Below are 26,726 nucleotides of genomic sequence, written 5' to 3'. Positions count from 1 at the left end.
CGTAGGTATGACAGATAGCCATAAACCGCATGATTCCAGTGTTTCTCAAGTACCCCAGCTGAGGCTCTACGACACTGCAACACATCAGATAACGCCTTTCACTCCGATTCACGCTGGCGAGGTTGGCATCTATGTTTGCGGGGCGACCGTCCAAAGCTCCCCACACATCGGACATATCCGTGCTGCGGTGGCATTTGATGTGATTCGACGATGGTTCATGCGTCTCGAATATCATGTCACCTTCATACGCAATGTCACCGATATCGATGACAAGATTCTCGACAAGTCCAGAGCCGCTGGCCAGCAGTGGTGGGAACGCGCATATATCTATGAGCGGGAGTTCACGCACGCATACGAAAGGCTCGGCGTGCTTGCTCCCAGCTATGAGCCGCGTGCAACCGGCCATATCAGCGACATGATAGATCTGATCCAGCGCATTCTCGACAACGGCCACGCATACGTGATTCCAGATGCCGATGGCAATCCTTCCGGCAACGTCTATTTCGATGTGCCATCATGGCCCCAATACGGCGAACTCACCCACCAGCAGGCCGGCACTCAGGCAGCCGATGAAAGCGCTGCACTGGCCGATAAGATGGGCCCGAGCGTCGACAGCACCGGTGATGACAAATACAATCCTGTCGATGCCGCAGATCTTGCAGAAGACAAGCATGATCCTCGCGACTTCGCTCTGTGGAAGGCACCAAAGGACACAGACCCTCAGACTGCCCGCTGGAAGACGCCTTTTGGCATCGGTCGTCCCGGATGGCATCTCGAATGCTCGGCGATGAGCCACCGATACCTTGGTGCTGACTTTGACATTCATGGCGGCGGACTGGACCTGCGCTTCCCTCATCACGAGAATGAAATGGCCCAATCCAAGGCAGCGGGCTGGGGTTTCGCACACCATTGGATGCATTCGGCATGGGTTACCGCAAAAGGCGAGAAAATGAGCAAGTCGCTCGGCAATGGTCTCTCGGTGGATTCCATTCTGGCCGAACACTCGGCATGGGTGGTTCGCTATGCCATGGCCTCGGTACAGTATCGTTCCATGCTCGAATGGGGTAGCCAGACGCTAAGTGAAGCCGAACATGCCCATGAGCGAATCACGAACTTCATCGACCGCTCAGACGCATTGATTCATGAGCCCATTTCAGTTGACGAAGTCAATGCACTGCCCGTAAGCGACTTCCCTGCGGAATTCATAAGCTCGATGAACGAAGATTTCAACGTATCCGGTGCTACCGCAAGCATCTTTACCACCATTCGTCAGGGCAACGCGTTGCTCGATGCAGCAAACACTCCGAATGCCAATGCACAGTTGCGGGCGCTGGTCTTGCAGCTTCGCGCAATGCTTGACGTGCTGGGCCTCGACCCGCTCAACGCGCAATGGCTTGAAAGCGATACTCATGCTGACGCTTCCAGCCAGGAGCACGATGCTTTGGACTCTTTGATCGGTGAACGGCTTGCCAAGCGTACAGAGGCTCGAAAGAACAAGGATTTTGCACAGGCCGATGCGATTCGCGACGAGCTTGGAAAAGCAGGAATCGTGATCGAGGACACCCCTCACGGATCAAGCTGGAGCATGGAATGAAACGCGCTCACACCTGCACAGGCATCGATGAAAGAACATTCGTATGAGAATCGTTTCGGGCACATATAAGGGCTTCCAGCTGAACGTTCCAAAGTCGGGGACCCGTCCGACGACCGACCGTGCAAAAGAGGGTATTTTCTCGCATCTCGAAGCATACGGACAGGTTCAGGACGCTCAGGTGCTCGATCTCTTTGCCGGCACAGGAGCCCTTGGTATCGAAGCGTTATCACGCGGTGCTGCGGGACTCGTTTCCGTGGAATCGGCCGGCCAAGCGGGTTCAATGCTTCGCAATACCTTTTCGCAGCTGAGGCATCTCGCATCGTGGAATAACAATACCAGCGCTCGAACCGTGCAGACTCAGGCAGAAAAATTCGTGCGGTCACATGCGATTCACCATGCTGACATTGCCTCGGAACCAGATCAGCTCAGCACCGAGGCCCACGATCACCAAGAGCCGGGTTTCGATCTGATTTTCATCGACCCGCCCTATGCCTACGAATCCAAGAACTGCGAAGCACTCTTGCAATCGCTCGTTTCGAGCACTCTAGTCACAGCCAATACGGTTATAGTTCTTGAACGCTCCGACCGCACTCCAGACCCCACGCTTCCGGCATCATGGGTCGCCACCCAAGTAAAAAACTATGGCGAAACCAAAGTCTTCTATATCGAGCGTGAGCGGTAATCCTTCGTGCATTGCACATGGACAGCCGATGCCAAGGTACGATTCGCACGCCTGCGAGGTATTTTCTGAGTTAACTCACAAGGTAGCTCGCAAGATGCCTTGTAGGACTTCAGTGCACTTCGGGATAGCTGTGGCTGAGATCCCAGCCAAGGCTGCTCAAGAGTTTGCGGTCGGCCTTGTCGAGATCTGCGATGCGAAGCTGCTCAATCAGATCCGGCCGTATGTTTGCGGTACGCACCAACGCCTCGTCGCGGCGAAAACGGTCGACTTTGGCATGGTCTCCGCTGCGCAGAATATCGGGAACGGTTTGCCCTCGCCATTCGGCGGGACGCGTGTATTGCTTGTATTCCAGCAGCGCCTGACTGCCGGTGTATGACTCTTCTACGATGGAATCGGGATTGCCCATAAAGCCGGGCAGCAAGCGCGTTATCGCCTCAACCATCACGGATACGGCAACCTCTCCCCCATTGAGCACATAGTCACCAATCGAATACTCCCGAAAGTCATAGCCTGCAGCAGCGTAGTGCGCGGGTATGCGAGCATCGTAGCCCTCATACCGTCCACAGCCGAAAATCAGCCGATGCTGACGTGACAGCTCCTGAGCATCCTGTTGGGTGAACAGCGGAGCTGAAGGGTTGGGAAAGATGATGGTCGTACCGGGCGCAGGATCAAGCGTCTGGCACTGCTGCGTCGAAGCCGCGTCAGACACTGCTGCTGCCGCCTCAGCATCGTTGTCAGCAGGGGCTACACGCTTCGGGGTCTGCACGTCATCGGGAATGCCCAGCAAGGCATCCAGACACTGCGACCACACCTCGGGCTTCATCACCATGCCAGCACCGCCGCCAATAGGGGTATCGTCCACTGAATGGTGCACGTCATGAGTCCATGTGCGCAGATCGTGCGCCTGAATCGACAGCAATCCATGCTCCTGAGCCTTGCCAAGAAGGCTTAGATTCAGCACGTCAAAATATTCGGGAAAAACCGAAACGATATCAATGTCCATTGCAGTCGCACCACTTATTTCTTTACGGTATCAAGCATGCTTGCTGGTATCAGTCCACTCGGCGGATTGATGCGTAGAATGCCTTCTTCAAGATCAATTTCGGGAACGATTGCTTCGACAAAGGGAACCAGAATCGTCGCTGGAGTCTCCGTCGCAGCCTTACCGCGTGCAGCCTGCCCGGGAGCATTCTGCGAAGGGGATGCAGGGGTCGCTGGCTTCAATTCGAGGAGAGACTGCGCCACACCTTCGAGTACGTCGCTCACCTGTGCAATCGAAACTTCCGGATCGAACCCATGCTCATTGCAATACTGTGCATCAAGACGCACTTCAAGCCCAATCAGATCGGATGGATACCACGCTTCTTCGCTTTCCATCTCTTCCGCTGAATCGGCTTCACCATACAGTTCTATGCCGTTCAATGCCTCGGCAGCATTCCTGTCGTGCACATGCTCGAACAGAATAATCCAACGCTTTTTGAATTGGCGGGACGACACTACGCGAAATTCCTTGTCGTGCGAATCCTTCAGGACCGCTCCCGGGGCAAAGCGCAGCTCCGGTTCATCGGTGAACGCCCAGACATTCACCTCACCCTTAAGACCTTGCGCACGACCTATACGACAAACCCTCAGCAACTCACGCTGCTGAGGGTTCACGCTAGCAAACTCATTGCTATGGTTCAAACCGCTCATGCTCGACACATGCTTTCAGACATCCATGATGTCTACGCGAACCTTGTGATCTGCCAAAGCCTGAATGATGGTACGGATGGCATTCGCCGTACGCCCACTGCGGCCGATGACTCGACCGATATCTTCAGGATTGACTCGGACTCGCAGCAGTTCGCCGCGATTGTTCTCGTGAGACTTCACTGACACATCATCGGGAAAATCGACGATATTGCGAATAAGATGCTCGACAGCTTGTGCCAACATGATTTACTCGGCTTTCTCCTCAGCGGCAGCTTCCTCGGCTGGAGCTTCAGCGGATTTCTCTGCCTCTGCTTCTGCCTTGGCCTTGGCATCCTTTTCGGACTTTGCTGCCTTCAGCTTTTGTGCGGACTTGTCAGCCTCTTCGATGCGCGTTGCTGCATCTTTGTGACCTTCAGGCATCTTCAGCGTGCCTTCGGCACCTGGAAGACCCTTGAACTTCTGCCAATCACCAGTAATGTTGAGCAGCTTGAATACAGGCTCGCTTGGCTGTGCGCCAACGCCGAGCCAGTACTGCACTCGTTCTGAATCGATTTGGATCAACGAAGGTTGTTTATTCGGATCGTACACGCCGATTTCTTCAATGACCTCGCCATCACGCTTCTTACGTGAATCAACGATAACTACGCGATAGAAGGCATAGAATTTCTTACCCAGGCGCTTCAAACGAATCTTGGTTGCCAAAATGGCTCTCCTTGTACATTAGGGTGCTTCACGAGCCGAATGTGTGGGGCACATCGGTTGTTCAGCGTGTCCTCATGAGAAACGGGTTGAGAGGGCGCCGTTCGCATGAATAACAGTGTGCCATTATAGGCACAGGCATGGTCAACATGCCAATCGACGCGATGGTTCTTTGCACAATCTCATACCAGCACCGTTCAGTTCCTCGGGATGGCGTTCATGAAAGTGTGATAGCCACGATCAGGGCTCGATGGTCGCTACCTGGGATGATCGCCGTGGAAATGGATTGAGGAACCACCCCCTCAGTCAGCAGCACATGGTCGATTTCAAGGATTGAAGGAACATACCGCCACGACGAGGGGAATGTTGGGTGGAGTCCTGCCCGCATCTCATATGCGGCGTCAGAGAGCCCCGAAGTGCGTATCAGATGGCGGAAGACTGGATGGTAGATGCTGGAATTCAAATCGCCCATGACAACCGTATCCTGCGGTGAAGGGCTGTATGAAGGAAAAGCCTGCTCATGCGATATGTCGGATATCTCGTGCAGCGATGTGATGCGCTTGGAGAATCCAGCGAGACGCTCGATGCCAATCTGCCAGAACCTGCCTCCACGTCCGGGCGATTTGGGATGTGCCGAAGCGAAGCGAACTCTTTTACCGGCAATCTCGATGCACAATGTCGGAATGTTTGCAGCAAGAATGTCAACAGATGCGGCCGACTGCTCGACCGGTTTCACACGAGAGAACAGTGCGTTCGTTCCGCCGTTATCCTGAGGCGACGGTCTGCCCAACGACCGGTATGGCATGTCGAGTCCTATGCCTGCCTTGTCGAGTCTTTCAATCAACTCCTCGGTCACTTCTTGCAAGGCCAGGACATCGATATGCTCTGATTGCACGTAGGTCAGCAATTCAGCGGCATCCGCACGACCGAAGCGACAATTCAACGACATGACCTTGAAATGCGGCTGGTGCAGAGAAATACTCCCCATATGTTCGCTGCGCGCTTGGTGTGAAGCGTCAACATCGCTGTGCTCCGAAGAATCCGCTCGCGCTCGGCGTCTTCGCTCCGAGAATCCGAACAGATGAAGAATGAATCTCGGCATGTTCCACCGCGACGCGCCAAACCACATCAGTTGGACGAGCAGAAGAGGCACTCCTATGCACCATTGGAGCCAATGCCCGGTCACCGCTGAAGCTCCCATCACCAGCACCAATGGGACGGTGAGCATCGGGATAAGCGCAATGCATTCTGGCAGCGGTCTGACACCATTGACGGAGTATGGCACAAACCACAGAGCCATCCACAAAGCGACCAGCACATAGAGAACCCAAAGCATAATGCTTATCCTGAACTAGAGAGTATACAGTGAACTGAACAGTACAGAGAACGGTACAGAGAATCTGCTGGTAGCCATCAACGACCAAAGAGCCCGGACAAACCGCCGGAAAGATTCGGTGGAAGATCTGGCAGACCGTCAGGAGTCTGCTGCTGAGGACTTTTCTCGAAAGCAGAACCAGACGACTTCGATCCGTTGCCAGAGAGCCTGTCGCGCAAAGCCTTTTCTTCTGCCTCACGCTTCATGGGATTGCCCGACTTTGAACGATGCTTCTTGTTCTTCTTACCTCCACGCTTGGAACCGTTCGCAGCCATGCCACCCATACCTGGCAACCCGGCCATGCCAGGCATGCTGCGGGAGCCGTTGCTCATGCGCTTCATCATCTTTGCCGCCTGCTCGAATCGCTGCAGCAGACCATTGACGGCCGATACGGTGGTGCCGGAACCATACGCTATGCGAGCGCGTCTGGAACCATTGATGATGCTTGGTTCTCGTCGCTCCTGTGGCGTCATGGAATGGATTATGGCTTCGGTGCGATCCACCTCATGTTCATCGAACTGCTCGAGTTCCTTGCGGTGCTGCGCCATGCCGGGAATCATGCCCAGCAGACTCTTCATGGAGCCAAGCTTGCGAACCTGCTGAAGCTGCGAAAGGAAGTCATCGAGGCCGAAGCTCCCCTCCTGCATCTTCGCGGCGGCTTCGCGAGCCTCCTGCTCGTCAAAAGTGCGCTGCGCCTGCTCGATAAGGGTCAGGACATCACCCATGTCAAGGATTCGCGATGCCATGCGGTCAGGATGGAAGACTTCGAAATCCTTCAGTCCCTCACCGGTTGATGCAAACAGAATCGGCTTGCCCGTAACGCTGGCAACGGAAAGTGCGGCACCACCGCGTGCATCGCCATCGAGCTTCGAAAGCACGACGCCGGTGAAGTCAACACCCTCGTCGAAAGCCTTGGCGGTCTGAACGGCATCCTGTCCGATCATGGCATCGATGACGAAGAGGATTTCGTTGGGATTCACGGCATTGCGGATGTTCTGCGCCTGCTGCATCAGTTCCTGATCGACGCCCAGACGACCTGCAGTATCGATGATAACCGTGTCGTACAGCTTCTCCTGTGCATACGCAATCGAATCTCTGGCGACTTGTACCGGGTCTCCGGTTGCCTTGCCAGGTTCGACGACATCCGAACTCTCTGCCTGCACTCCTGGCTCAGGGGCGAAAACGGGAACCTCGGCCCGCTCGCCAACGACCTGCAACTGCGTCACGGCATTCGGGCGCTGAAGATCGGCTGCAACCAAAAGCGGCGTATGGCCGGTGTCGCGCAGCCAGTATCCAAGTTTTCCAGCAAGCGTGGTTTTTCCGGCTCCCTGCAGACCTGCGAGCATGATGATCGTCGGCGGTTTCTTGGCAAAGTTGAGCGGACGGTCTACTCCAGCTCCAAGGATCTTGGTCAGTTCTTCGTTGACGATGGACACGACCTGCTGCGCTGGATTCAGCGCTTGGGAAACCTCGGCACCGAGAGCGCGCTCACGGATGCGGGAAGTGAACGAGCGGACAACGTCGAGCGAGACATCCGCGTCGAGCAAAGCTCGGCGGATCTCGCGTATTGTGCCGTCAATGTCGGACTCAGAGAGTTTTCCCTTGGAACGCAGGTGTTTGAACGCCTGTGAAAGCCTGTCGGTCAAAGAAGTAAAAGCTGCCATAATGTACAACAGTCTAATGGTGACGTGGGAGAATAATCAATTCTCGGTGAAATCCAAGGCCTGAACCTGCATGATTTCACCCTTCCTTTTCACCTTCAATGAACTGTGATGCAGCTCATAGTGCAAATGCTTCCATTCGTCGTTCTCGATGATAGTGTTTGACTATCGTTGAATTTCCAAAGCGATTTTCCACTGCTAGAAGCTGTAAGCAGTTGTAAGAAGCAGTTGTAGGAGCAGTTGTAAGAAACTGGGGAGCTTTCGAAAAATCAATACTTGCGATCTGCGTCGATGATGACACAGATTGGTGACTGTACTAACGCAAAGGAGCGGAACATGGCCAAGAATGTCATTCAATTCGGTTTTGATACCAAGGTTGCCAACAAGCATGAGCTTGGAACTATCACAGCGGGTGTCGCCACAGTCAAACTTCTTGAATCGTGGGGTGTCAAGCATATCTACGACATTCCAGGCGGTTCGATCAATTCTCTGATGGATGCCCTGTACGAAGAGAATCAACACATCGATTATGTTCAGGTGCGTCACGAAGAAGTTGGCGCGATGGCGGCTTCCATGCACGCCAAGATGACCGGCGAAATCGGTGTCTGCTTCGGGTCGGCAGGGCCCGGCGGCACACATCTGATGAACGGACTCTACGATGCCAGAGAGGATCACGTTCCCGTTCTGGCTTTGGTCGGTCAGTTTGGCACTTCCGGCATGAACTGGGATACCTTCCAGGAAATGAATGAAAACCCAATCTTTGCCGACGTTGCCGTGTACAACAGAACCGTGATGACCGCCGATCAGCTTCCCCACGTCGTCGATGAGGCGATTCGTCAGGCATACGCCAAGAATGGCGTTGCGGTCGTGCAGATTCCGGTCGACCTGGGCTGGGTGAACATTGCCACGGATGCTTGGTATTCCACTGCACATGCACACCGTCGGTATCCGAACCCCACGCTCGATCCCGAAGATATCGCTCTGGCAGTCAACATCCTCAACGAGGCTGAACGCCCCGTCATCTTCGCGGGGATCGGCACGCGCGGCAAGGGCAAGATCGTCATGGATCTGTGCCGCAAGATCAAGGCTCCGCTGGCGAATACCGGCATCAGCTGGGACAACTTCCCATCTGATTTCGAAGCCTTGCTTGGCAGCCCGAACCGCGTTTCCACCAAGCCATCGGTTGAAGTGTTCCCTGAAGCCGATGTTGTGGTGTTCGTCGGCAACAACTATCCCTTTGCCGAAGTGTCCAAGGTATTCAAGCACGTCAAGAAATTCATTCAAATCGACATCGATCCTTCGAAGCTGGGCAAGCGTCACTATGCCGATGTGGCAATTCTTGGCGATGCAGGAGATGCTCTGAAGGCCATCTACGACAAGGTCGATGAGAAGCCGGAGAACGGCTGGTGGCGTGCAAATCTTGATAACGTTGCCAACTGGAACGAGTATGTTCACCGCTTGGAGACGAAAACCGAAGGCGAGCTGCAACTGTATCAGGTGTATAACCAGATCAATCGCGTTTCCGAGAAGGACGCCATCTATTCCATCGACGTCGGTGACGTGACGCAGACTTCCATTCGTCATCTGCATATGAATCCGCAGCAGATGTGGAGAACATCCGCCCTGTTTGCCACGATGGGAATCGGCTTGCCGGGTGCCATCGCCGCGAAGCAAGACTTCCCTGGCCGTCAGGTCTGGAATCTCGCCGGTGATGGAGGGTTCAACATGGTGATGCAGGATCTGGCCACTCAGGTGCAATACAAGCTGCCGATCATCAATGTCGTGTTTGCCAACAAGCAGTACGGCTTCATCAAGGACGAGCAGGAGGACACCAACAAAGGGTTCCTTGGCGTTCAATTCCAGGACACGGATTACAAGAAGCTTGCTGAATCCATGGGGGCCGTTGGCTATTCGGTTACGGAAATCAGCCAGCTCAACGACGTGTTCGATGCTGCTATTCGAGACATTGCACATGGTCGTGTCGTCGTCATTGACGCCAAGATCAGCAACGAACGTCCTCTGCCTGCGGAGCTGCTTGAGCTTGATCCGCGACTGCATTCGGATGAGGATATCAAGCGATTCAAGAAGCGCTATGAGGCAGAAGATCTGAAGCCGCTGTCGTACTTCCTCGAAAAGGAAGGTCTTGAATCACATATTGGCACAATCGAACAGGGCGGGTTCTAGCTTGTAAGCTTGCCGAGCTGCGTGGCAGGGAGCGGAGTTTCAGAGTATTCAGAGTATTCAGAGTATTCAGAGTCTTTGGATTGCGCTCCCTGTCATGTCAAGCCTGTACATGCGACGGTTCGTTCATGTACTGTCATGTACGTCATGTACTGGTAAGGAATCGTTCATTGCCTCGCATGAAATCGAGCACCGCTCCGGCGAGCTGAACCTCATCCTTCAGTTGTGGATCAGCTGCAAGCAATTCTTCAGCCTGCTCCCGAGCCTTCGCGATGATTTTCGCGTCGGTTATCACACGCAGCAGCTTCAACGACGACTGGCCGCCCGATTGGGCATCCCCGAGTACGTCGCCTGCCCCACGCAGCTCCATGTCGGCCTGGGCGATTTCAGCGCCGTCAGTGGAATCGCGGATAACCGCCAGTCGTTGTGCGGCAATGCTGTCAGGCTGTGCACGCGAAATGAAGAACGCCCAACTTTGCTTGCCGCCACGCCCAACCCTGCCGCGAAGCTGGTGCAGCTGCGAAAGACCGAAGCGGTCCGCGTCGAACACGACGATGCAGGTAGCTTCAGGCACATCCATACCCACCTCAACCACGGTTGTGGCAACGATGATGGGGCACTCGCCTGCAGAGAAGTGCTGCATGACGCTACGTTTCGTTTCATCGTCATCACGCCCGGTGAGCGTTGCCATGCTGAGTCCAGCGAACTGTGGCAGCGCCGAAAGTCTTGATGCAATCGTCGTGACTGAATGCAGCGGAGGCAAGGACGCGGATGTCTCGTCATCGTCCGAATTCGGCACAGAGAACTCTTCGAAATCATCGAATTCCAATTCCTCCGCTCGTTCCTTGGAATGCTGGCGTGCAGGCTTTGAGCGGCGGGCTGTCGCTGGAGCCGCTGAAGCTGTGGAAGATACTGATACCCCGTGCCCTGTCTGGTGTGATTGCGGCGACTGTTCTGAGCCGCCCTCTTCCCCTTCATCGATGCGCGGGCACACGATGTATGCCCGTTCCCCTGCATCTATGCGCATGCGAATATGCACGAACATCTTCGCCATCATCGAGGCATCGCTCTCTTCGATGACCGTGGTGCGGATTGGTTTTCTTCCGCCAGGCAGTTCTGTCAGCCATGAGAGATCAAGGTCTCCAAACCATGTGAGTGCTGCCGTGCGAGGAATTGGCGTTGCGGTCATGACCAGAAGATGCGGCGCATGCTCGGACTTGTTTCGCAGCACGTTGCGCTGTTCCACACCGAAGCGATGCTGCTCGTCTATCACCACGAGCCCAAGGTTGGGGGCTTGGAAGGTCTTGGAAAATGCCGCATGCGTGGCAATGATGATGCACGGATTCCCGCTCGAAGCCACAGCCAGCACCTTCCTACGCTGAGCCAGACGCATGCCACCTGTAATCAGGACGACGGGAATGGAGCTCAGCTCTGTAGCTGCATCGCTGTCGCTGGTCGCCTCATCCTGCGTCTTGTGACCCAGCAAGCGCCGGATCGTCTGAAAGTGCTGTTCGGCAAGAATCTGGGTTGGCGCGACCAGAACCGCCTGCTGGTCAGCTCCAACTGCCCGAAGCATCGCGGCCACAGCAATGATGGTTTTTCCAGATCCGACCTCGCCCTGAAGGAGACGTTGCATTGGATAGGCATGCGCCATATCTGCTCGGATTTCAGCCATGACATCGCGCTGGCCATGCGTTAACTCGAAAGGCAGCGAGGCCAGGAATTCATGAACCAGGTCATCGGCATCAGACCCATCGCAGGGAAGGGCTGGCGTGGTTTTCACATCGGATTTTGTTCGAAGCAACGCTGTCTGTGAGACCAGCGCCTCTTCGAATCTCAGGCTTGAGAGTGCGGCCTTGAATGCCTGAACCGAATCAGGCTCGTGAATTGAAAGAAACGCCTGTGCACGATGCAGCAATCCATTGGCTTGGATTATTGATTCAGGAAGAATGTCAGGGATTCTGGCAGCGAGCTGTTCGACGGGGATTATTGCTCCGATGCCATCCTGCGCCTCTTCGGTCTGCGAACTTGGTTTGAGAACATCGTCATCCGATGCAAGCAGGCGCAATATTCCTATGATCGTGTCGTGGATGTGCTGACTCGATATTCTTGAGTTGGCATGATACACCGGGCGAGGTCGGGAGACGCTTGCCAATCCCGCCTGAAGATTCGGGCAATCCTCTCCCACCACTTGAATCTCGGGATGTGTGAATTGAAGTCGGTCGTTATAGAAGCTTGGGATTCCCTGCACCACTATCATGCTGCCGACCTTGAGCCGGGTGCTCATCCAATCGACGAAATACTGCTTGTATGAGAAGAAGACCAGCGAGGCAGTCGAAGAATCCTCATTGTCTTCGATGATCACTTCCAGGCGGTGCCCGCTTCGCTGAGCCATCGGCATGATTCGTATTGCCCTAACTTGCGCGCCAAATGCCATGCTCTGATCCACCTTCGCATCACGAAGATGACGTATAGGGACGGGATCGGTCACTCGAAAGGGGTAGTAAGTCAAGGCGTCCTGCAAGGTCACGACCCCAAGCGCCTTCAACGCATTCACCCGCCGTTTGTTCGAAAGCACGGCAGCAACTGCCGTATCGAGCAACACCATCCGCGCCTCCTTTGGCAACATTCACGGCCACTGAGCTTCATTGTGAACTTCTGCAAGTAGTCGAGCTTATTTCAGGCCTTTTTGTGTCCAATATTCGCCATTTTAAGGCGTTGATACTTGCAGAAGTTCACAATGAAGCTCCAACATCCTCGATTGCTTAGTTATCCGACATGCCGAAGCCATTTTTCATGCGCATACTTGCAATATAGAGCACTTTTGTGAGCAATTGTTCGGTTTCCTGCTTGAGATAAGACGACATGGTTTCGTTTGCAATTTCCAACAGGCTGCTTGCATCCGAAGCATCGCTTTGCTGCTCGTGGTTCTCGAGCTGTTCGCACTGCTTATCGGTTTCGGCGATGAGCTTGTGCCCTATCGTCCCAACGACCTGACGATAATGCTCAATGTCCGACGAAGTCTCGGCATACGCAGAATCCGCGAGCGCCGCTATCACACGGTTTGCCCAATAGAAGCTTTCGGTGTTGACCTGCAGGGGCGTCTGCTCCAAATATTCCGGCGTGCGGTCGACGTTTGCATAGAAGGGAACAAGCGTATTGAAAGCATTGGAACCGTAAGAGATCCACTGGAGGGCACGGTAGCTTGGTGAAAGGCTGGGGCGAATCTGCAATACGGCAAGTTCGCCGTTGCGATTGATGCCGATTGGTCTGAACAATCCGCGGGTATGAGCATCGCCTCGCGCACCGTATGGATCGAACGGGGTGCCCTGATAGTGAGAGCTGAGCACGTATTTCACATCTTCGATCGTGATTTTGCGTTCTGGCTGACGCGCCCAGGGAATGTCGTCAGAATCCGGTCGATGGTCAGCATCCTGACCATCCCACATCTCGTCGTATGGATTGAGGAATCGTTGCATATACCATGCGCGAGGGGTGTTATAGACATGGTCGGAATCCGAATGCGATCCGAAGGCATCCCTCGGGTTGAACGGCGTGGTCGATTCAACGGAAAGGTCGAGATGGTTGTCTTCGATGAACTCGCGAAGATCGGCAGAGCACATGTGTTCACGCTGTTCGCTGAACGCATCGTCGATATCGAATTCGTCTATGCCCAACTGATTCGGCATCGTCACATAGGCGGCGTCGGGAACTCGCTTCGCAATCCAGTGATGCCCTCCGACTGTTTCAAGCCACCAGATTTCGCTGTCATCGCTGAAGGCAATGCCGTTCATCTCATATGTGCCGTACTGTTCAAGCAGAGCGCCCAGACGTTGAACACCTTCGCGTGCAGTCCTGATATACGGCAATACGATGGTGAGCATATCCTCTTCGCCAATGCCGCCTACGGTTTCAGGCTGATAGTCAACGTCGTCCGGTTTGCCTTGACCTGTCTTCATCTCCACGAGGGGGTCAGCACCCAGAACCCGCTCGTTGGTGGTGAGCGTTTCTGTGGCGCTCATCGCCACATTGACCTCATTCACTCCTGCTTCGCCCCAGATGCCCTGATCGGTATTCGCATTGGGCATGGAGGTGTATCGCAGCGGATGCGCCGGCAAATCGACGGCTACATGGCTCAGCACACTGCGATAATGCTGTGGCTGGTCTTCGGGATGTACGACGACGAAACGCTTCGGATCGAACTCTCCATTGGGAGAATCCTCGTTGCGAGCGATGATGGTTGACCCGTCATAGCTTGCGTCCTTACCTACCAAAATCGTTGTGCACCCCATACGCGCAAAACCTTTCCCTCAACCTGCCGCTGCTCGCTCAAGCAGCGCTTCACCACGGCAGACATGTGACCGCTCGATGTTCGACACTGTAATACACACTGTCGTCACTGGTGTTGGCAATCAGACCCTGCCCACCAAAAAGACCTCGGCGCGCTCCGGTGCCTCCTGAGCATCGCGAATCTCTCGCTCGAGCTCGTTGAACCAGAATCCTTGCGACAGTTTTTTCAATGGCTCGGTGGTTGCCCAGACGATCAAGTGATACTCATGATCGGCATCAGGGGGTGTCGGACCAACGTATCCCGTGGTGATCTTCGGATTCTTGTGCCCGAGCAGCGCCGAAGCTTCTGAATTCTTGCCCTGCATGGCCTCGGGTGCAATCAGTTCGACCTTGCGAGAAAAGTCCTCAGGAATCGACACGGAAGCTGCGGAGCCCGATTGTAGTGCGGCAATCGGAACATTTGCAGCAGCCCAATGATTCCACTGGAAGCCACATACTGGAATCGAGTCTGGATCGACAAACATCCAGTGCAGATAGAGGGCATTCTCGCTCACCCCACTCACGGTGAAAGGAAAGGAAAGTATCGGCGTTCCATCAATCTTGAGTTCTTCAGGAGCTTGCTTTGCGTATTGGTCTGGAATAGTGGAAAAGTCCGTTTGAATGTTCATGTCTCCAGTATCGCTCACCAAGCACGCTCAGACAATGAGGAAGCCTGAAAGTGAACATTCACACACCCGTAATGTTCACGGCCGTGACATCAACGGCATGGCATGCCATCATGGCACCAAGCTTGAAAACAATGCTTCACAAACGAGCAGAGGGGCTCCATTGGAACCCAGTCGGCGTCGAGCGGTTTCGACAGCCTCAAGGCACGCGACCGCTCGATTGCGGTCAATGCGGATTGACAATTCGGTTATTGCCGTTCTGTTTTCAAGATTGATCAGACCCGCAGAGTCTTCTGCATTATTCTGCAGCACGCCAACGTCTCGGTAGATGCTGGCAACCGAATTGAAGGCTCGGTCAAGCACATCCCTGGAACGGCGCGTGATGCGCCTTCGGACATCTTCCTTCTTGCCGATGGCATGAAAAGCCGGTCGCAATTCGGCGGGCAGTCGCTCACCTTCATCGAGTCCGTTGATGCGACGGAAATTCCGCTCGTCACGATCAACCTGAGATTCGACCTCTTCCTGAGCCTGCCCTTGGGCACTGTCGATCAGCCGTTGCGCCAGCAACACGGCATCGGACGTTCGACGCAGGTTGAGCACGCCGACGATCAGCTCGTCCCTATCGCTCATGACTCGCTCGTTCGTGGCGTAGAGGCGGGCGATGCCGATATGCCCCTCAGCCAGTCGCGATGCCCTCGATGCCACATGTTCATCGACATCGGTGTGTTCCAGAATGAACTTGGCAACTGCTGCCTGCGAAGGTACGGCAAGGTTCACCACGCGCGTTCGGGAGCGAATCGTGGGAAGCACATCCTGCGGGCTTGGCGCGCAGAGCATCCAGATAGCATGCTCTGCAGGTTCTTCGATCTCCTTGAGCAGCACGTTGGTCGTGCGCTCCAGCATTCGATCGACGTCCTCAATGATGATGATGCGCCACGGTGCAGTGCTGGGCATCTGCTCGGACTGAGCGATAAGGCCGCGAACCTCGTCAATGCCTATCGTGACCTTGTCTGTCGAGAGAACCGTCACATCAGGATGCGTTCCGGCTAGAATCTGCTGGGTTACATTGCTTGGCGTGTCACCCATGCCATGATCGGGACTTTCCAAGGCAGCGGCAAATGCACGCGCGAGATTCGAACGTCCAGATCCCGGAGGTCCGCAAAACAGCCAGGACTGTGCAAGTCCGTGCCTGACGCGCCGTTCATCCTGCTCACGATTGTGGCTCGGCTCAGTTTCCTGAGCACCTTGAGCCATTGCATCCCGAGCCATAGCCCCACGGTTTTCGAGCGCAGAGAGCTCAGCCAACTTGCTCAGCATCTCCACGACGGGCCGTTGGCCGACTATGGAGTCCCAGACGCTCACTCACGGACCTCGATGTTGCTTTGCTCGCTGGGCAAGCTCTGCTTCATCCCCCCAAGCACCGCACTCTCGGCTGGGGCGGTGGTTGCGGTTGGGGCTGCGGCTGAAGTTGCGGCTGAAGTTGCGGGAGCAGCATCCGCAGCTTCGCCAGTAGCCTCGTCTCCCGCAGCAAGTGCGTCGAAATCCTTCTGAATGATCTGCCAGATATCATCGACTGGCTGACTTGCATCGATGATCAGATAGCGCTGTGGGTCGTCGTGCGCCAATTCGAGAAAGCGCTCACGCGTGCGATTCTGAAAATCAGCGCCTTCCACCTCGATACGGTCAAGCTGATGTTCGAGGCGCTTATGCGATTCTTCAGGATCCATATCCAGAAGATAGGTGCGGCGAGGCATCAGACCGTCGGTTGCCCAGGTACTGATGTCAAGGATCTTCGAATCACGCAGCTCACGTCCACCAGCCTGGTAAGCAAGCGAAGAATCGATGTATCGATCGCACAGCACCACATCGCCGCGATCGAGTGCCGGTCGAATGACTTCGTGCACATGCTGAGCCCTATCAGCCGCGTACAGCAGCGCCTCTGCCTTGTCGCTCAGATCAGCGCCATGCTCCACCACATCCGATGCGCCCAGAACTGCAAGCGATGGGAATGACGAGATGCCGTGCAGCAGCAGCTCGCGAATGACCAGACCCGTAGCTGTTCCGCCTGGTTCCCTGGTGATCAGCGCATTGCGCCCCTGTGACATGACATATGCATTAAGCCGTTGAAGCTGTGTTGTCTTGCCGGATCCATCAACACCTTCAAAAGATATAAAAAGACCGTTCATGCTTCCTTCATTTGACTTGCTGCAGAAGTTTTTCCAGCCCTGCCAGAAGTCTTTGCTGTGGTGGCCGCACGCTTTGATGCGGTTGACCTTCGTTGAGTAGCAGTTTTCTTTGCTGTTGTTTTCTTCGCGGCTGACGTTGCGGCCGCGGTCTTCTTTGCGGGAGCCTTTTTGCGTGTTCCTCTCGCTCTTGAGCTTCGTCGTTTGCTTGGACCTGCAGCACGCTTTTCAGCCAGCAGTGCAAATGCCTGAGCAGGCTCTATCGACTCTGGCGTGTATTGCCTGGGCAACGTCCTGTTTGTCTCTCCATCGGTGATGTATGCGCCATAGAACCCATCCTTGATGGTGACGGCCTTGCCATTGTCGGGATCTGGTCCGAGCTCGCGCAGTGGGGGCTTTGCGGCTCCGCGTCTGCGATTGCCATACTTGGGCTGTGCGAACAGCTCTTTCGCCTTGTCAAGATCGACGGTAAAGATTTCATCTTCACTGCCCAGAGAACGCGTATCGCTCTTGCCATCAGGCAGGGATTTAGTGAGATACGGACCATAGCGTCCATTGTTGGCCATGATCGTAGCCTGATAGACCTCTCCGGTCTTGTCATCGCTTTCTTCGACTTCACCCACGGTACGAGGCAGTCTGAGCAATTTCAGAGCATCATCGAGAGAAACCGTCTCAGGATCCATGGTTTTGAACAGAGATGCCATCTTCGGCTTGGATGCGGCCGCTTTCTTCGTTGCTTTTGAACGTGTCGTTTTCTTTGTCGTCTTGGAAGTTGCCCGTGCCGAGGTCTTCTTGGTCGCACCTGATGCGTGCTCCGTTTCATCGTCTTCTGGCAGCGTCAGTGCGACATATGGGCCGAACCGACCCTTGCGCACCTCAACCTTGCCATGAGTCTCAGGATCTTCGCCAAGCTCACGCGGGCCTCCGGCATTCGTGGCGATGAGCTCATGTCCCTTTTCTACGGTCAACTCGTCGGGAGCGACCGTTTCAGGCAACGAGGCACGTTTCGGATTGCCCTCTTCATCGGTGTTCACCGTGTCTTCAAGATAGGGGCCGTAGCGACCGACACGCACCTGCAACCCATCGCCGATGGCAATCGTGTTGATTGCCCGCGCATCGATATCTCCAAGCTGTGCCACCTGCTTTTGCAAGCCTTCATGAATCTGCGAAGTGGTCTTTGCCGCATGCTCGCCTGCACCAAAGTAGAAATCGGTAAGCCAATCCTTGCCTTTTTCCTTGCCGTGGGCAATCATGTCGAGTCCGTTTTCCATCTGTGCGGTGAAATGGTAGTCGACATACTGCGGGAAATTGCTTTCCAAGAGCTTGATGACTGAGAAAGCCAGCCATGAAGGAATCAGCGCCCGACCACGTTCATATACGTAGCCTCTATCGATGATCGTGGAAATGATGCTTGCATAGGTCGAAGGGCGGCCGATCTCCCTTGCCTCCAGGGTCTTGACCAGGGTTGCCTCGGTATATCGCGCCGGGGGCTGCGTTTCGTGTCCGTCGGAAGTCACGTCCTGAGCCTTCAGCACATCGCCACGGTCCAACTGTGGCAGCGCCACATTCGAGGATTCTTCGTGATGACGCTCTGACTTGCTAGTCTCATTCGATTTGCTTGTGTGCGCGTGCGAGCCGGTACCCTCGCCGAGAGCCTTCATGAATCCAAGGAAGTCGATAACCGTTCCCGATGCTTGGAAATGGGCGAGTCCCTGACTTTGCGTCTCAGCCTCCATGTGAACGGTTGCCGTGGAGCCCGTAGCATCGGCCATCTGTGAAGCCAGAGTCCGACGCCAGATCAGCGTATAGAGTTTCAGCTGATCGGGAGGAACCAGCGATGCCAGTTCATCAGGCGATCTGAAATGAGCCCCTGCAGGACGGATGCACTCGTGGGCTTCCTGTGCGCCAGCGGTTTTGGTGGTGTACTGCTTTGGATGTTCGGAAAGATATTCCTTGCCATATCGCTCGCGAACGTCGTCGCGTGCAGCTTCGATGGCTTCCTGGGAGAGGGTGACCGAATCGGTTCTCATATAGGTGATGTAGCCGTTTTCGTACAGGCCCTGTGCCGCTCGCATCGTAGCTCTCGAACTCATGGAAAGACGATTGCCTGCGGTCTGTTGCAAGGTTGAGGTGGTGAAAGGCGGTTGTGGGCGACGACGGTATGGCTTCGTGTCCAGGCCGGTGACCGTGAAGTCAGCTGGCTTGAGCTCTTCTGCGAGCTTGTTTGCCAATGCCTCATCAACGAGCAGTGCATTGTCTTTGCGACTGGCCTCCGTGGGCTTCCCCTGATCGTCGAAGTCTCTGGAACCCGCCACACGACGATTGCCGAGCTCTACCAGACGGGCCGGGAATGAAGTTTCCTGCGCATCGTCAGGAACCAGCATTGCGACAACATCCCAATATGCCGTACGGACGAAATTCATGCGTTCCCGTTCACGCTCGACGATCAAGCGAGTGGCGACCGACTGCACACGGCCGGCACTCAGTCCCGGCCCAACCTTGCGCCAGAGCACTGGCGACAGCTCGTAGCCATACAGTCTGTCAAGCACACGACGTGTCTCCTGGGCATCGACCATGTTGTCGTCAACGTTGCGCGTCTTGTTTAGTGAGGCTCGGATGGCATCGCGCGTAATCTCGTGGAACACCATGCGCTTTACCGGAACTTTAGGTTTCAGGGTCTGCACAAGATGCCAGGCGATGGCCTCTCCTTCGCGATCCTCATCAGTTGCGAGATAGAGTTCGTCGGCGGACTTCAAGGCGCTTTTCAGTTCGGCAACGGTTTTTTTCTTGTTGCCGTCAACGATGTAATACGGCTTGAAGCCGTCGTCAACATCAACGCCAAACTTTCCAAAATGACTTTTCTCTGCCGAAGGAACCTGTGATGGTTGGGCAAGATCACGAATATGACCCACTGATGCCATGACGGTATAACCATCGCCAAGATAGCCGCCTATCTTCTTGGCTTTGGTCGGCGACTCAACAATCACAAGCTTGCTGCCGGTTGCCATCTTGATCTCCTTACCATGTTCAACGCACGCAATCATACTCATAAGGGAAGCACATCAGGCAATACGCCTTCGCGTTTGGCTGTGTCGAGCATCATCACAGTTCAGTTATCGCGTTCTTCTGCCGACTTCGGAGGCTCTGGCGGCGCACCAATCAGGCCTATCTTGCTCAGCGGAGATGCCGTGAGCTGACGAAGTGCCGCGACCATTCCGAAAGTCACCAGCGATACTCCCAGCATAAGCGCAAACGCAGCGGCACATGCACCGGGGCGTGCCCATTGAGCACCCAGATCGAGACCTGGCTCAATCTGCCAAAACGCGTAAGCCCCATAGAGCACAGCCACAATGCCTGCTGTAATCATTACCGTTGCAACGATTTGAACGCTTGCCGAAGACATTCGCGTTCCTGGCTCATCCATGCCGCTTCCCCGAGTACAGGCAAGCATGATGCATGCCAGGCCGGCTATGATCAGCAACGACATGAGCGGATCGGCAGGACGATGCCACTGCGCTTCGACCACAGACAGTGCCACCAGCACGGTGAATGCACAACCGACAATGGCCGCAACCGCACGCCACACGCGCGGCACTGCACATACAAGAATCACGGCACCGGTCCCTGCCAACAGGGTATGCCCTGATGGGGCCGAATTCGATGTCAACGATGTGACGTTCACCAGAAATGGCCGAGGCAGCACATGCTTGAGGGTTGATGCAATGGCGAAGCTGACCACTGCGAAGACAGCGAGCTGAATCAGAAGCACCCAGCGTCTACGCACTATATTGACGGCAACTGCGATCACCACGCATACTGCAACGATGGCAACATCGATATAGGTGTGAACGAAAATCTTGAGCACGGCTGTAAACCATGCTGGCATTGCAGCTGAGAAATAGCCCCAAACCATGTCATCGTATTCCTGTCCCGTCACCGTGCGCACGGCAAACAGCCACAGGGCAGCACTGAGCAGCAGCATCGCAATGCCCAAGCCTGCACACAACGCGATGCTTGCCTTTCGAGGTCTGGAGATCAGCGGATCCGTCGTAACCCCAGCGAGAGAAAGTCTGTCAGGTTCTGAAGTTTGTTCAGTATTATTCTCGGCTGCGGTTTCTTCAAAGGAATCGGTCGCCTGCTCAAGCTCTGAACTGCTCGGATCACTGGGACGAGACGTGTCGCTTGACTGTTCTTTGAATTCACTCATAACCAAGACTCTAGGGGTAGGTCTATATGTGCGAGCATTGCTGAATCAGCATATGAAAACTCCCACGTACCCGTCAGAGGCCACTTACCCTTGCTGCATTCCTGCCCTGGGGGGATTGGGTGACATAACGCCACGTGGGAGCAGAAGATATTGTACCTGAATAGGTGGATTTTACCAATGAGGTCTCGTATGACCTTCTCGCACCATGGCATACACGGATTCGATATCAGGGATACGATATGAGGGAAACCATGTCGGGCCGAACTCCTCGAGACATCACGGACGGCTTTCAACAAGACATGCGGGCAATAAATTTTAGCAACAGAAAGGGAGCTGATGAGCGAACAGGCTGATCTCATCATCGTTGGGGCAGGACTCTTCGGGTTGACCATTGCGCAGCAGGCGGTGGAACGCAACGGTGCGAGAGTTGAAATCATTGAGGCTCGCGGCAATATCGGCGGCAATGCATACAGCTATTTCGACGAACAGACAGGTGCCGAAATTCATAAGTACGGGGCCCATCTCTTCCACACCTCGAATCCTCGCGTATGGAAATACGTCAATCGTTTCACCAGCTTCACGCACTACGTTCATCATGTATATACGACACACCACGGTGAAGTGTTCCCCATGCCCATAAACCTGGGCACCATCAATCAATTCTTCCATGCGAACTATTCGCCGGAAGAAGCCAAACGGCTCATTGCAGAGCAAGCCGGGGAATTGGCCGGCAGCACGCCGAACAATCTCAACGATCAGGGCATCAGCCTTATCGGTCGACCCTTGTATGAGGCATTCATCAAGCATTACACGGCAAAGCAGTGGCAGATGGATCCCAGCACTCTTCCTGCATCTATCATTCGAAGACTGCCCGTTCGTTTCAACTACAACAACCGCTATTTCAAAGACACCTGGGAAGGCTTACCTGTCGATGGGTATACTGCCTGGTTCGAACGCATGATTGATGACCCTCGCATTCATGTGACCTTGTCGACTGATTTCTTCGATACGAGTCAACCACTCAATCGAGATGCACTCGTCGGCAAGGTGCCGATTGTGTACACGGGTCCCGTTGATAAATACTTCAACTACGAGCTTGGGGATTTGCAATGGAAGACAGTGGATTTCAAGGAAAAGCGTTACGACGAGGATGACCATCTCGGATGCCCTGTCATGAACTTTGCAGATGAGGATGTGCCATACACCCGTGCCATCGAGTTCAAGAACTTCAATCCAGAACGATACGATCAGCAGAATCACGAGCACACGGTCGTCTGGGAGGAATATTCCCGTTCAGCCTCGCGCAATGACGAGCCATATTATCCTGTGAGCACTGCTGCAGACAAGCAGCTCTATGCCCAGTACAAAACGAAGATAGCCGCTGAGCCACAGGTCATTTTCGGCGGGCGACTCGGAACGTATGCCTATTACGACATGCATCAGGTGATCGACAAGGCTCTTGACTCATTTGAAAACGAAGTTCAGCCGCTTCTCAAGAATCTCAAGAACTGATTGCCCCAATTCATGCAGAAAATCACCGCTGAATTTCGAGATTTCGAGTTTTGCGGCAATGTTGAAGTATAAGCCGCAATTTTTGGCTTGTTCTTGTCACTATTTCACTGTTTTTTCGCCCTGATACTTCAGGATTGCCGCAAAACTCGAAATCTCGGTATGAGGAGCGGAAAATCTCATGTCTGCGAAGTAAAAAACTCTTGGGGGGCGCGGCTCGAAGCCGCGTCCCCCAAGAGTTTTAAGTTCAACTGTCAGCAATCACTTCACGTGAGTACTTCACTTGAGCAATTCACGCGAAGTGCTCATATCGAAGCCAGTTCAGGCGTTCCACACGTCTTTGCCGGCTGCCTTTGCTGCCGCTGCATCAGCGTCAAGCGTGTCCTGCGTGGATTCAACGGAACCTGCTATGAATTCTTCGACCAGACGGCGAGCCTCATTGTCTTCATGCTGAACCGCAGGAGACTTCATGAAGTACGAGCTTGGAGCCAAGATCGGGCCTGCAAGACCGCGGTCAAGAGCAATCTTCGCTGCACGAATTGCATCGATGACGATGCCCGCTGAATTCGGGGAATCCCATACGGTGAGCTTGTATTCCAGTTCGAGCGGAACGTTACCAAAGGTGGTACCTTCCAAACGGACGAATGCGAGCTTGCGGTCATCAAGCCATGCGACATAGTCAGAAGGTCCAATATGAACGTTGCGGTCTTCCATGTCGTGAGGAACGATTGAAGTCACTGCGCGTGTCTTCGAAATCTTCTTGGACTCAAGACGCGTGCGCTGCAGCATGTTCATGAAGTCCATGTTGCCGCCGACATTGAGCTGGTAGGTGCGATCGAGACGAACGCCGCGATCCTCGAAAAGGCGAGCCATGACGCGGTGCGTGATGGTGGCTCCGACCTGGGACTTGATGTCGTCGCCAACGATGGGAACGCCTGCATCCTTGAACTTCTGAGCCCACTCGGGATCCGAAGCAATGAACACCGGAAGGCAGTTGACGAATGCGCATCCCGCATCCATCGCGGCCTGCGCATAGCCCTTGTCAGCCTCCTCGGAGCCGACAGGAAGATAGCTGACGAGAATATCGACGTGACGCTCACGCAATACGCTAGCAACGTCAACAGGCTCCGCATCTGATTCCTTGATCATCTGCTGGTAATATTCGCCAAGGCCGTCTCCGGTTGGTCCGCGCTGAACCTCGACACCCAGATCAGGAACATCCTCGAACTTGTAGGTGTTGTTCTGAGAAGCATAGATTGCCTTGCTCAAGTCCAAGCCAACCTTCGCAGCATCCACATCGAATGCAGCAACAAACTCGATATCGCGAACGCGATAGCCTCCGAAGACCGTGTGCATCAAGCCTGGCACATGCTCGTCGTCATCAACATCCTTGTAGAAGGAAACACCCTGCACCAGCGACGAGGCACAATTACCTACGCCAGCGATGGCAACACGAATTGACATAAAACCACTCCTCAGTTCATTAACGTTAAATCCCAACCCTATAGCATACCTTCGAACCATGAGAGATTGCAAAGAACAGATTGAGGAAAATTCGCCACAATCAACGCTTGTGCAAGCAAAGATGTGAATGAAACGTACAAAAAGAACGGTTTCGACAAACCCGATGTGTGATTTTCAGCTGAATTGGATAGCGTAGTGTCCATGGATTTTGAGACTCGATCAATACGTTCGAATGCGGGAGGGACCCGCAGCATCACATCAAAGAACTCGAAACGAGGAGCAGCAGGAAAGTCGAAAGCTTCGAAGTATCGGAAGAACGTAAACAAATCCCCCTCGCATAATTCCGGCAAAAAGCCCGGAAATCGCAAGCATGGCATAGCCCACAAAATACTGTTCAGTCTTCTTGCCCTATTCGTCCTGGGCATTGTCGCTGTGGCCGGCACACTGGGCTACATGTATGCGACAACCGAGATTCCTAAACCTGAATCCATAGCGCTTGCGCAGAAGACGACAGTCTATTATGCAGATGGAACAACGCCAATCGGCTCCTATGCCGAGCAGAATCGCGAAATAATCGACTGTTCGACACTGCCCAAATATGTGGGCAATGCGATCATCTCTTCGGAAAATCGGACCTTCTATCAAGACAGCGGCATCGATTTTCGGGGCATTGGCAGAGCATTCCTGAACAATGTCACGAAGGGCACGCGTCAGGGCGGTTCAACCATCACGCAGCAGTATGCCGAACGGTATTATCTTGGCGAGACCACAAGCTATGCAGGAAAGCTCCGTGAAGCCATCCTCTCGCTGAAGATTGCGCAGACTGAGAATAAAGACACCGTGCTCTGCAACTACATGAACACGATTTATCTTGGGCGTGGCGCATATGGCATCGAGGCCGCTGCGAAAGCCTATTTCAACAAGGATGCCAAAGATCTGACCATCTCAGAGGCGGCGATGCTCGCTGGCATCGTCCCCTCACCGACATATTGGGATCCTGCGGTCAATGAAGACGAGGCCAAGCTGCGCTTCACCCGCGTGATCAGAATCATGCGCGAGGACAATCACATCACCGCCAAGCAGGCCAAGGATGCCAGCATGCCGCAGTCCATCGCTCCCTCGACGCAGAATGCCTATGCCGGTCAGCAGGGCTATCTGCTGCGCATGGTCAAGGATGAACTCATATCCAGCAAGGCATTCACCGAGAGCGAGCTCGATACCGGCGGGTACAAGATTACGACGACGATTGACAAGGCAAAGCAGGATCTGATGTTCCAGACTGCCAGCCCATCGACCAAGAATGGTGAACTTCCCGCTGGTCTGGAAGTGGGCGGTGTCAGCGTGGATCCCAAGACTGGGGCGATAATCTCGCTCTACGCTGGAGACGACTATCTGAAACGGCAGCTGAACAATGCTTCGCAGTCGACCTTCCAGGTCGGTTCGACCATGAAGGTGTTCACCCTGCTTGGTGCCATTCAGGACGATGTGAGTCTCAACACCTATTTCAACGGCAACTCCCCCAGAACCTTCTCAAGCGTGGGCAAGGCGGTGGCCAACGATGCCGACATCAGCTACGGATACATCAATCTGTATACAGCACTGGCCAACTCGGTCAATACCGTGTTCATGGATTTGAACGAGCATGTCACTCCGGCAAAGACCGCTTCAATCGCCAAGGATGCTGGTATCCAAGGCACGGTTGACAGCAAATCGACGTTCAACACACTCGGTGTCGTTTCCTTAAGTGTCATGGACTTGGCACGTGGATATTCCACCTTGGCCAATGATGGCGCCAAACCGACGTTGCATATCGTCGCCAGCGTGCAGAATCAGGCAGGCAAGGAGCAATACAAGGCTTCCACCGACACGAGCAGGGTCTTCGATGCCAACGATGTTGCCCTGCTGCAAAAGGCCATGACCGGCGTCATTCAGAACGGTACGGGCACGCCAGCCCGCTCGATAGGCAAAACCATGGCTGGAAAATCAGGTACCGCAAATGACAATACCGCCGCAGCCTTCGTTGGATTCACACCATCGACCCTGACCGCGTTCGGCCTGTGGTATCCATCGCCAACCGGAGGCGCTGAAGAAGTGCCGACATTCCTCGGATATCCTCACGGTTCAGGCTATCCGACGACGTTGTTTGCACGATATATGGCTCAGGCTTTGGAAGGCGTGCCAGACCAGAGCTTCCCCACGGCAACCGATACCGGCAAGGTCGGAGGTCCGGATGGAAGCTGGGGTGCTGGCAGCAACTATGGGAAGAGGACCGTGTCGCCAACGCCTACTGCATCGCCATCGGCCTCTCAATCGGCATCAGTGACTGCCTCTCCATCGGCTTCTGCCACATCGCCAGCGCCTTCATCGTCACAACCGACTGCATCCTTGCCCACTACCACACCAATGTCGACGGAACCTACCACAACTGAGCCAAAGGGTGCTCAAGGGCAGCAAGGCGGTTCTGGCAATTAATTCCACGTAATATGCGCATTATGGATAGCACTCCGAGCCGCTCCAGCATTCC

18 protein-coding genes, 1 other RNA gene and 1 pseudogene are annotated in these 26,726 nt (G+C 54.5%); 5 read left to right on the top strand and 15 right to left on the bottom strand.

Going from position 1 to position 26,726, the window contains the following annotated elements; all coding sequences use genetic code 11:
• The first annotated feature begins 7 nt into the window (after positions 1–7).
• Entirely contained in the window at positions 8–1,594 is a 1,587-nt protein-coding gene (gene cysS, locus QN215_RS02395; protein WP_369344542.1) for a cysteine--tRNA ligase, read from the top strand.
• A gap of 43 nt (positions 1,595–1,637) precedes the next feature.
• Positions 1,638–2,276, top strand: a complete 639-nt coding sequence (locus tag QN215_RS02390) for an RsmD family RNA methyltransferase (RefSeq protein ID WP_369344541.1) — start codon at positions 1,638–1,640, stop codon at positions 2,274–2,276.
• Positions 2,277–2,385: 109 nt separating this feature from the next.
• On the opposite strand, the gene trmD is transcribed toward QN215_RS02390, so the two are convergent.
• The 6 genes from trmD to ffh all read right to left on the bottom strand — a co-directional run bounded on the left by trmD (position 2,386) and on the right by ffh (position 7,706).
• Complete coding sequence (gene trmD / locus QN215_RS02385; protein WP_369344540.1) at positions 2,386–3,279, bottom strand: tRNA (guanosine(37)-N1)-methyltransferase TrmD; 894 nt, start codon at positions 3,277–3,279, stop codon at positions 2,386–2,388.
• A 14-nt stretch (positions 3,280–3,293) separates the two neighbouring features.
• On the bottom strand, positions 3,294–3,968 hold the full coding sequence (gene rimM / locus QN215_RS02380; protein ID WP_369344539.1) for a ribosome maturation factor RimM: 675 nt from the start codon (positions 3,966–3,968) through the stop codon (positions 3,294–3,296).
• A 15-nt stretch (positions 3,969–3,983) separates the two neighbouring features.
• Positions 3,984–4,211 (bottom strand): RNA-binding protein, encoded by a 228-nt coding sequence (locus tag QN215_RS02375; RefSeq protein WP_369344538.1) that lies wholly within the window; start codon positions 4,209–4,211, stop codon positions 3,984–3,986.
• A 3-nt stretch (positions 4,212–4,214) separates the two neighbouring features.
• The gene (gene rpsP, locus QN215_RS02370) at positions 4,215–4,670 is read right to left on the bottom strand and encodes a 30S ribosomal protein S16 (RefSeq protein WP_369344537.1); all 456 of its coding nucleotides are present in this window, start codon (positions 4,668–4,670) and stop codon (positions 4,215–4,217) included.
• Positions 4,671–4,884: 214 nt separating this feature from the next.
• The gene (locus QN215_RS02365; RefSeq protein ID WP_369344536.1) at positions 4,885–6,003 is read right to left on the bottom strand and encodes an endonuclease/exonuclease/phosphatase family protein; all 1,119 of its coding nucleotides are present in this window, start codon (positions 6,001–6,003) and stop codon (positions 4,885–4,887) included.
• Between the two features lie 77 nt (positions 6,004–6,080).
• A complete protein-coding gene (gene ffh, locus QN215_RS02360; protein WP_369344535.1) occupies positions 6,081–7,706 on the bottom strand; it encodes a signal recognition particle protein in 1,626 nt (541 codons plus the stop codon).
• Between the two features lie 333 nt (positions 7,707–8,039).
• Here ffh and spxB point away from each other — a divergent pair, with 333 nt between their 5' ends.
• A complete protein-coding gene (gene spxB / locus QN215_RS02355; RefSeq protein ID WP_369344534.1) occupies positions 8,040–9,887 on the top strand; it encodes a pyruvate oxidase in 1,848 nt (615 codons plus the stop codon).
• A gap of 142 nt (positions 9,888–10,029) precedes the next feature.
• Here spxB and QN215_RS02350 read toward each other — a convergent pair whose 3' ends face one another.
• The 8 genes and pseudogenes from QN215_RS02350 to ffs form a co-directional block, all read right to left on the bottom strand.
• On the bottom strand, positions 10,030–12,492 hold the full coding sequence (locus QN215_RS02350) for an ATP-dependent DNA helicase RecG (RefSeq protein WP_369344533.1): 2,463 nt from the start codon (positions 12,490–12,492) through the stop codon (positions 10,030–10,032).
• Positions 12,493–12,649: 157 nt separating this feature from the next.
• Positions 12,650–14,176, bottom strand: a complete 1,527-nt coding sequence (locus QN215_RS02345; protein ID WP_369344532.1) for a C69 family dipeptidase — start codon at positions 14,174–14,176, stop codon at positions 12,650–12,652.
• 120 nt (positions 14,177–14,296) lie between these two features.
• Positions 14,297–14,842 (bottom strand): YbhB/YbcL family Raf kinase inhibitor-like protein, encoded by a 546-nt coding sequence (locus tag QN215_RS02340; protein WP_369344531.1) that lies wholly within the window; start codon positions 14,840–14,842, stop codon positions 14,297–14,299.
• 108 nt (positions 14,843–14,950) lie between these two features.
• Positions 14,951–16,201: a DNA polymerase III subunit delta' gene (locus QN215_RS02335; protein ID WP_369344530.1), complete on the bottom strand. Its 1,251-nt coding sequence runs from the start codon at positions 16,199–16,201 to the stop codon at positions 14,951–14,953.
• A gap of 155 nt (positions 16,202–16,356) precedes the next feature.
• Positions 16,357–17,025, bottom strand: a pseudogene (gene tmk / locus QN215_RS02330) (dTMP kinase); the annotation flags it as partial.
• Positions 17,022–20,030, bottom strand: a complete 3,009-nt coding sequence (gene topA / locus QN215_RS02325; protein WP_369344529.1) for a type I DNA topoisomerase — start codon at positions 20,028–20,030, stop codon at positions 17,022–17,024. The pseudogene tmk and the gene topA, both read right to left, overlap by 4 nt.
• A 101-nt stretch (positions 20,031–20,131) precedes the next feature.
• On the bottom strand, positions 20,132–21,229 hold the full coding sequence (locus QN215_RS02320) for a phosphatase PAP2 family protein (RefSeq protein WP_369344528.1): 1,098 nt from the start codon (positions 21,227–21,229) through the stop codon (positions 20,132–20,134).
• A 53-nt stretch (positions 21,230–21,282) separates the two neighbouring features.
• Positions 21,283–21,373: signal recognition particle sRNA small type (ffs, locus tag QN215_RS02315), an RNA gene on the bottom strand.
• Positions 21,374–21,565: 192 nt separating this feature from the next.
• Here ffs and glf point away from each other — a divergent pair.
• Positions 21,566–22,741 (top strand): UDP-galactopyranose mutase, encoded by a 1,176-nt coding sequence (gene glf / locus QN215_RS02310; protein ID WP_369344527.1) that lies wholly within the window; start codon positions 21,566–21,568, stop codon positions 22,739–22,741.
• Between the two features lie 318 nt (positions 22,742–23,059).
• Here the strand turns inward: glf and QN215_RS02305 are convergent, their stop codons facing one another.
• A complete protein-coding gene (locus tag QN215_RS02305) occupies positions 23,060–24,202 on the bottom strand; it encodes an inositol-3-phosphate synthase (RefSeq protein ID WP_369344526.1) in 1,143 nt (380 codons plus the stop codon).
• A gap of 201 nt (positions 24,203–24,403) precedes the next feature.
• Here QN215_RS02305 and QN215_RS02300 point away from each other — a divergent pair, with 201 nt between their 5' ends.
• Positions 24,404–26,674 carry a transglycosylase domain-containing protein gene (locus QN215_RS02300; protein ID WP_369344525.1) on the top strand — a complete coding sequence of 757 codons (2,271 nt, stop codon included), beginning with the start codon at positions 24,404–24,406 and terminating at the stop codon, positions 26,672–26,674.
• Positions 26,675–26,726: the final 52 nt, after the last annotated feature.

It is taken from the genome of Bifidobacterium sp. WK041_4_12, from assembly GCF_041080795.1.
Taxonomy (GTDB): Bacteria; Actinomycetota; Actinomycetes; order Actinomycetales; family Bifidobacteriaceae; genus Bombiscardovia; species Bombiscardovia aquikefiricola.
The sequence above is the reverse complement of the archived record's forward strand: the minus strand, read 5'-3'. Positions and strand labels throughout refer to the sequence as shown.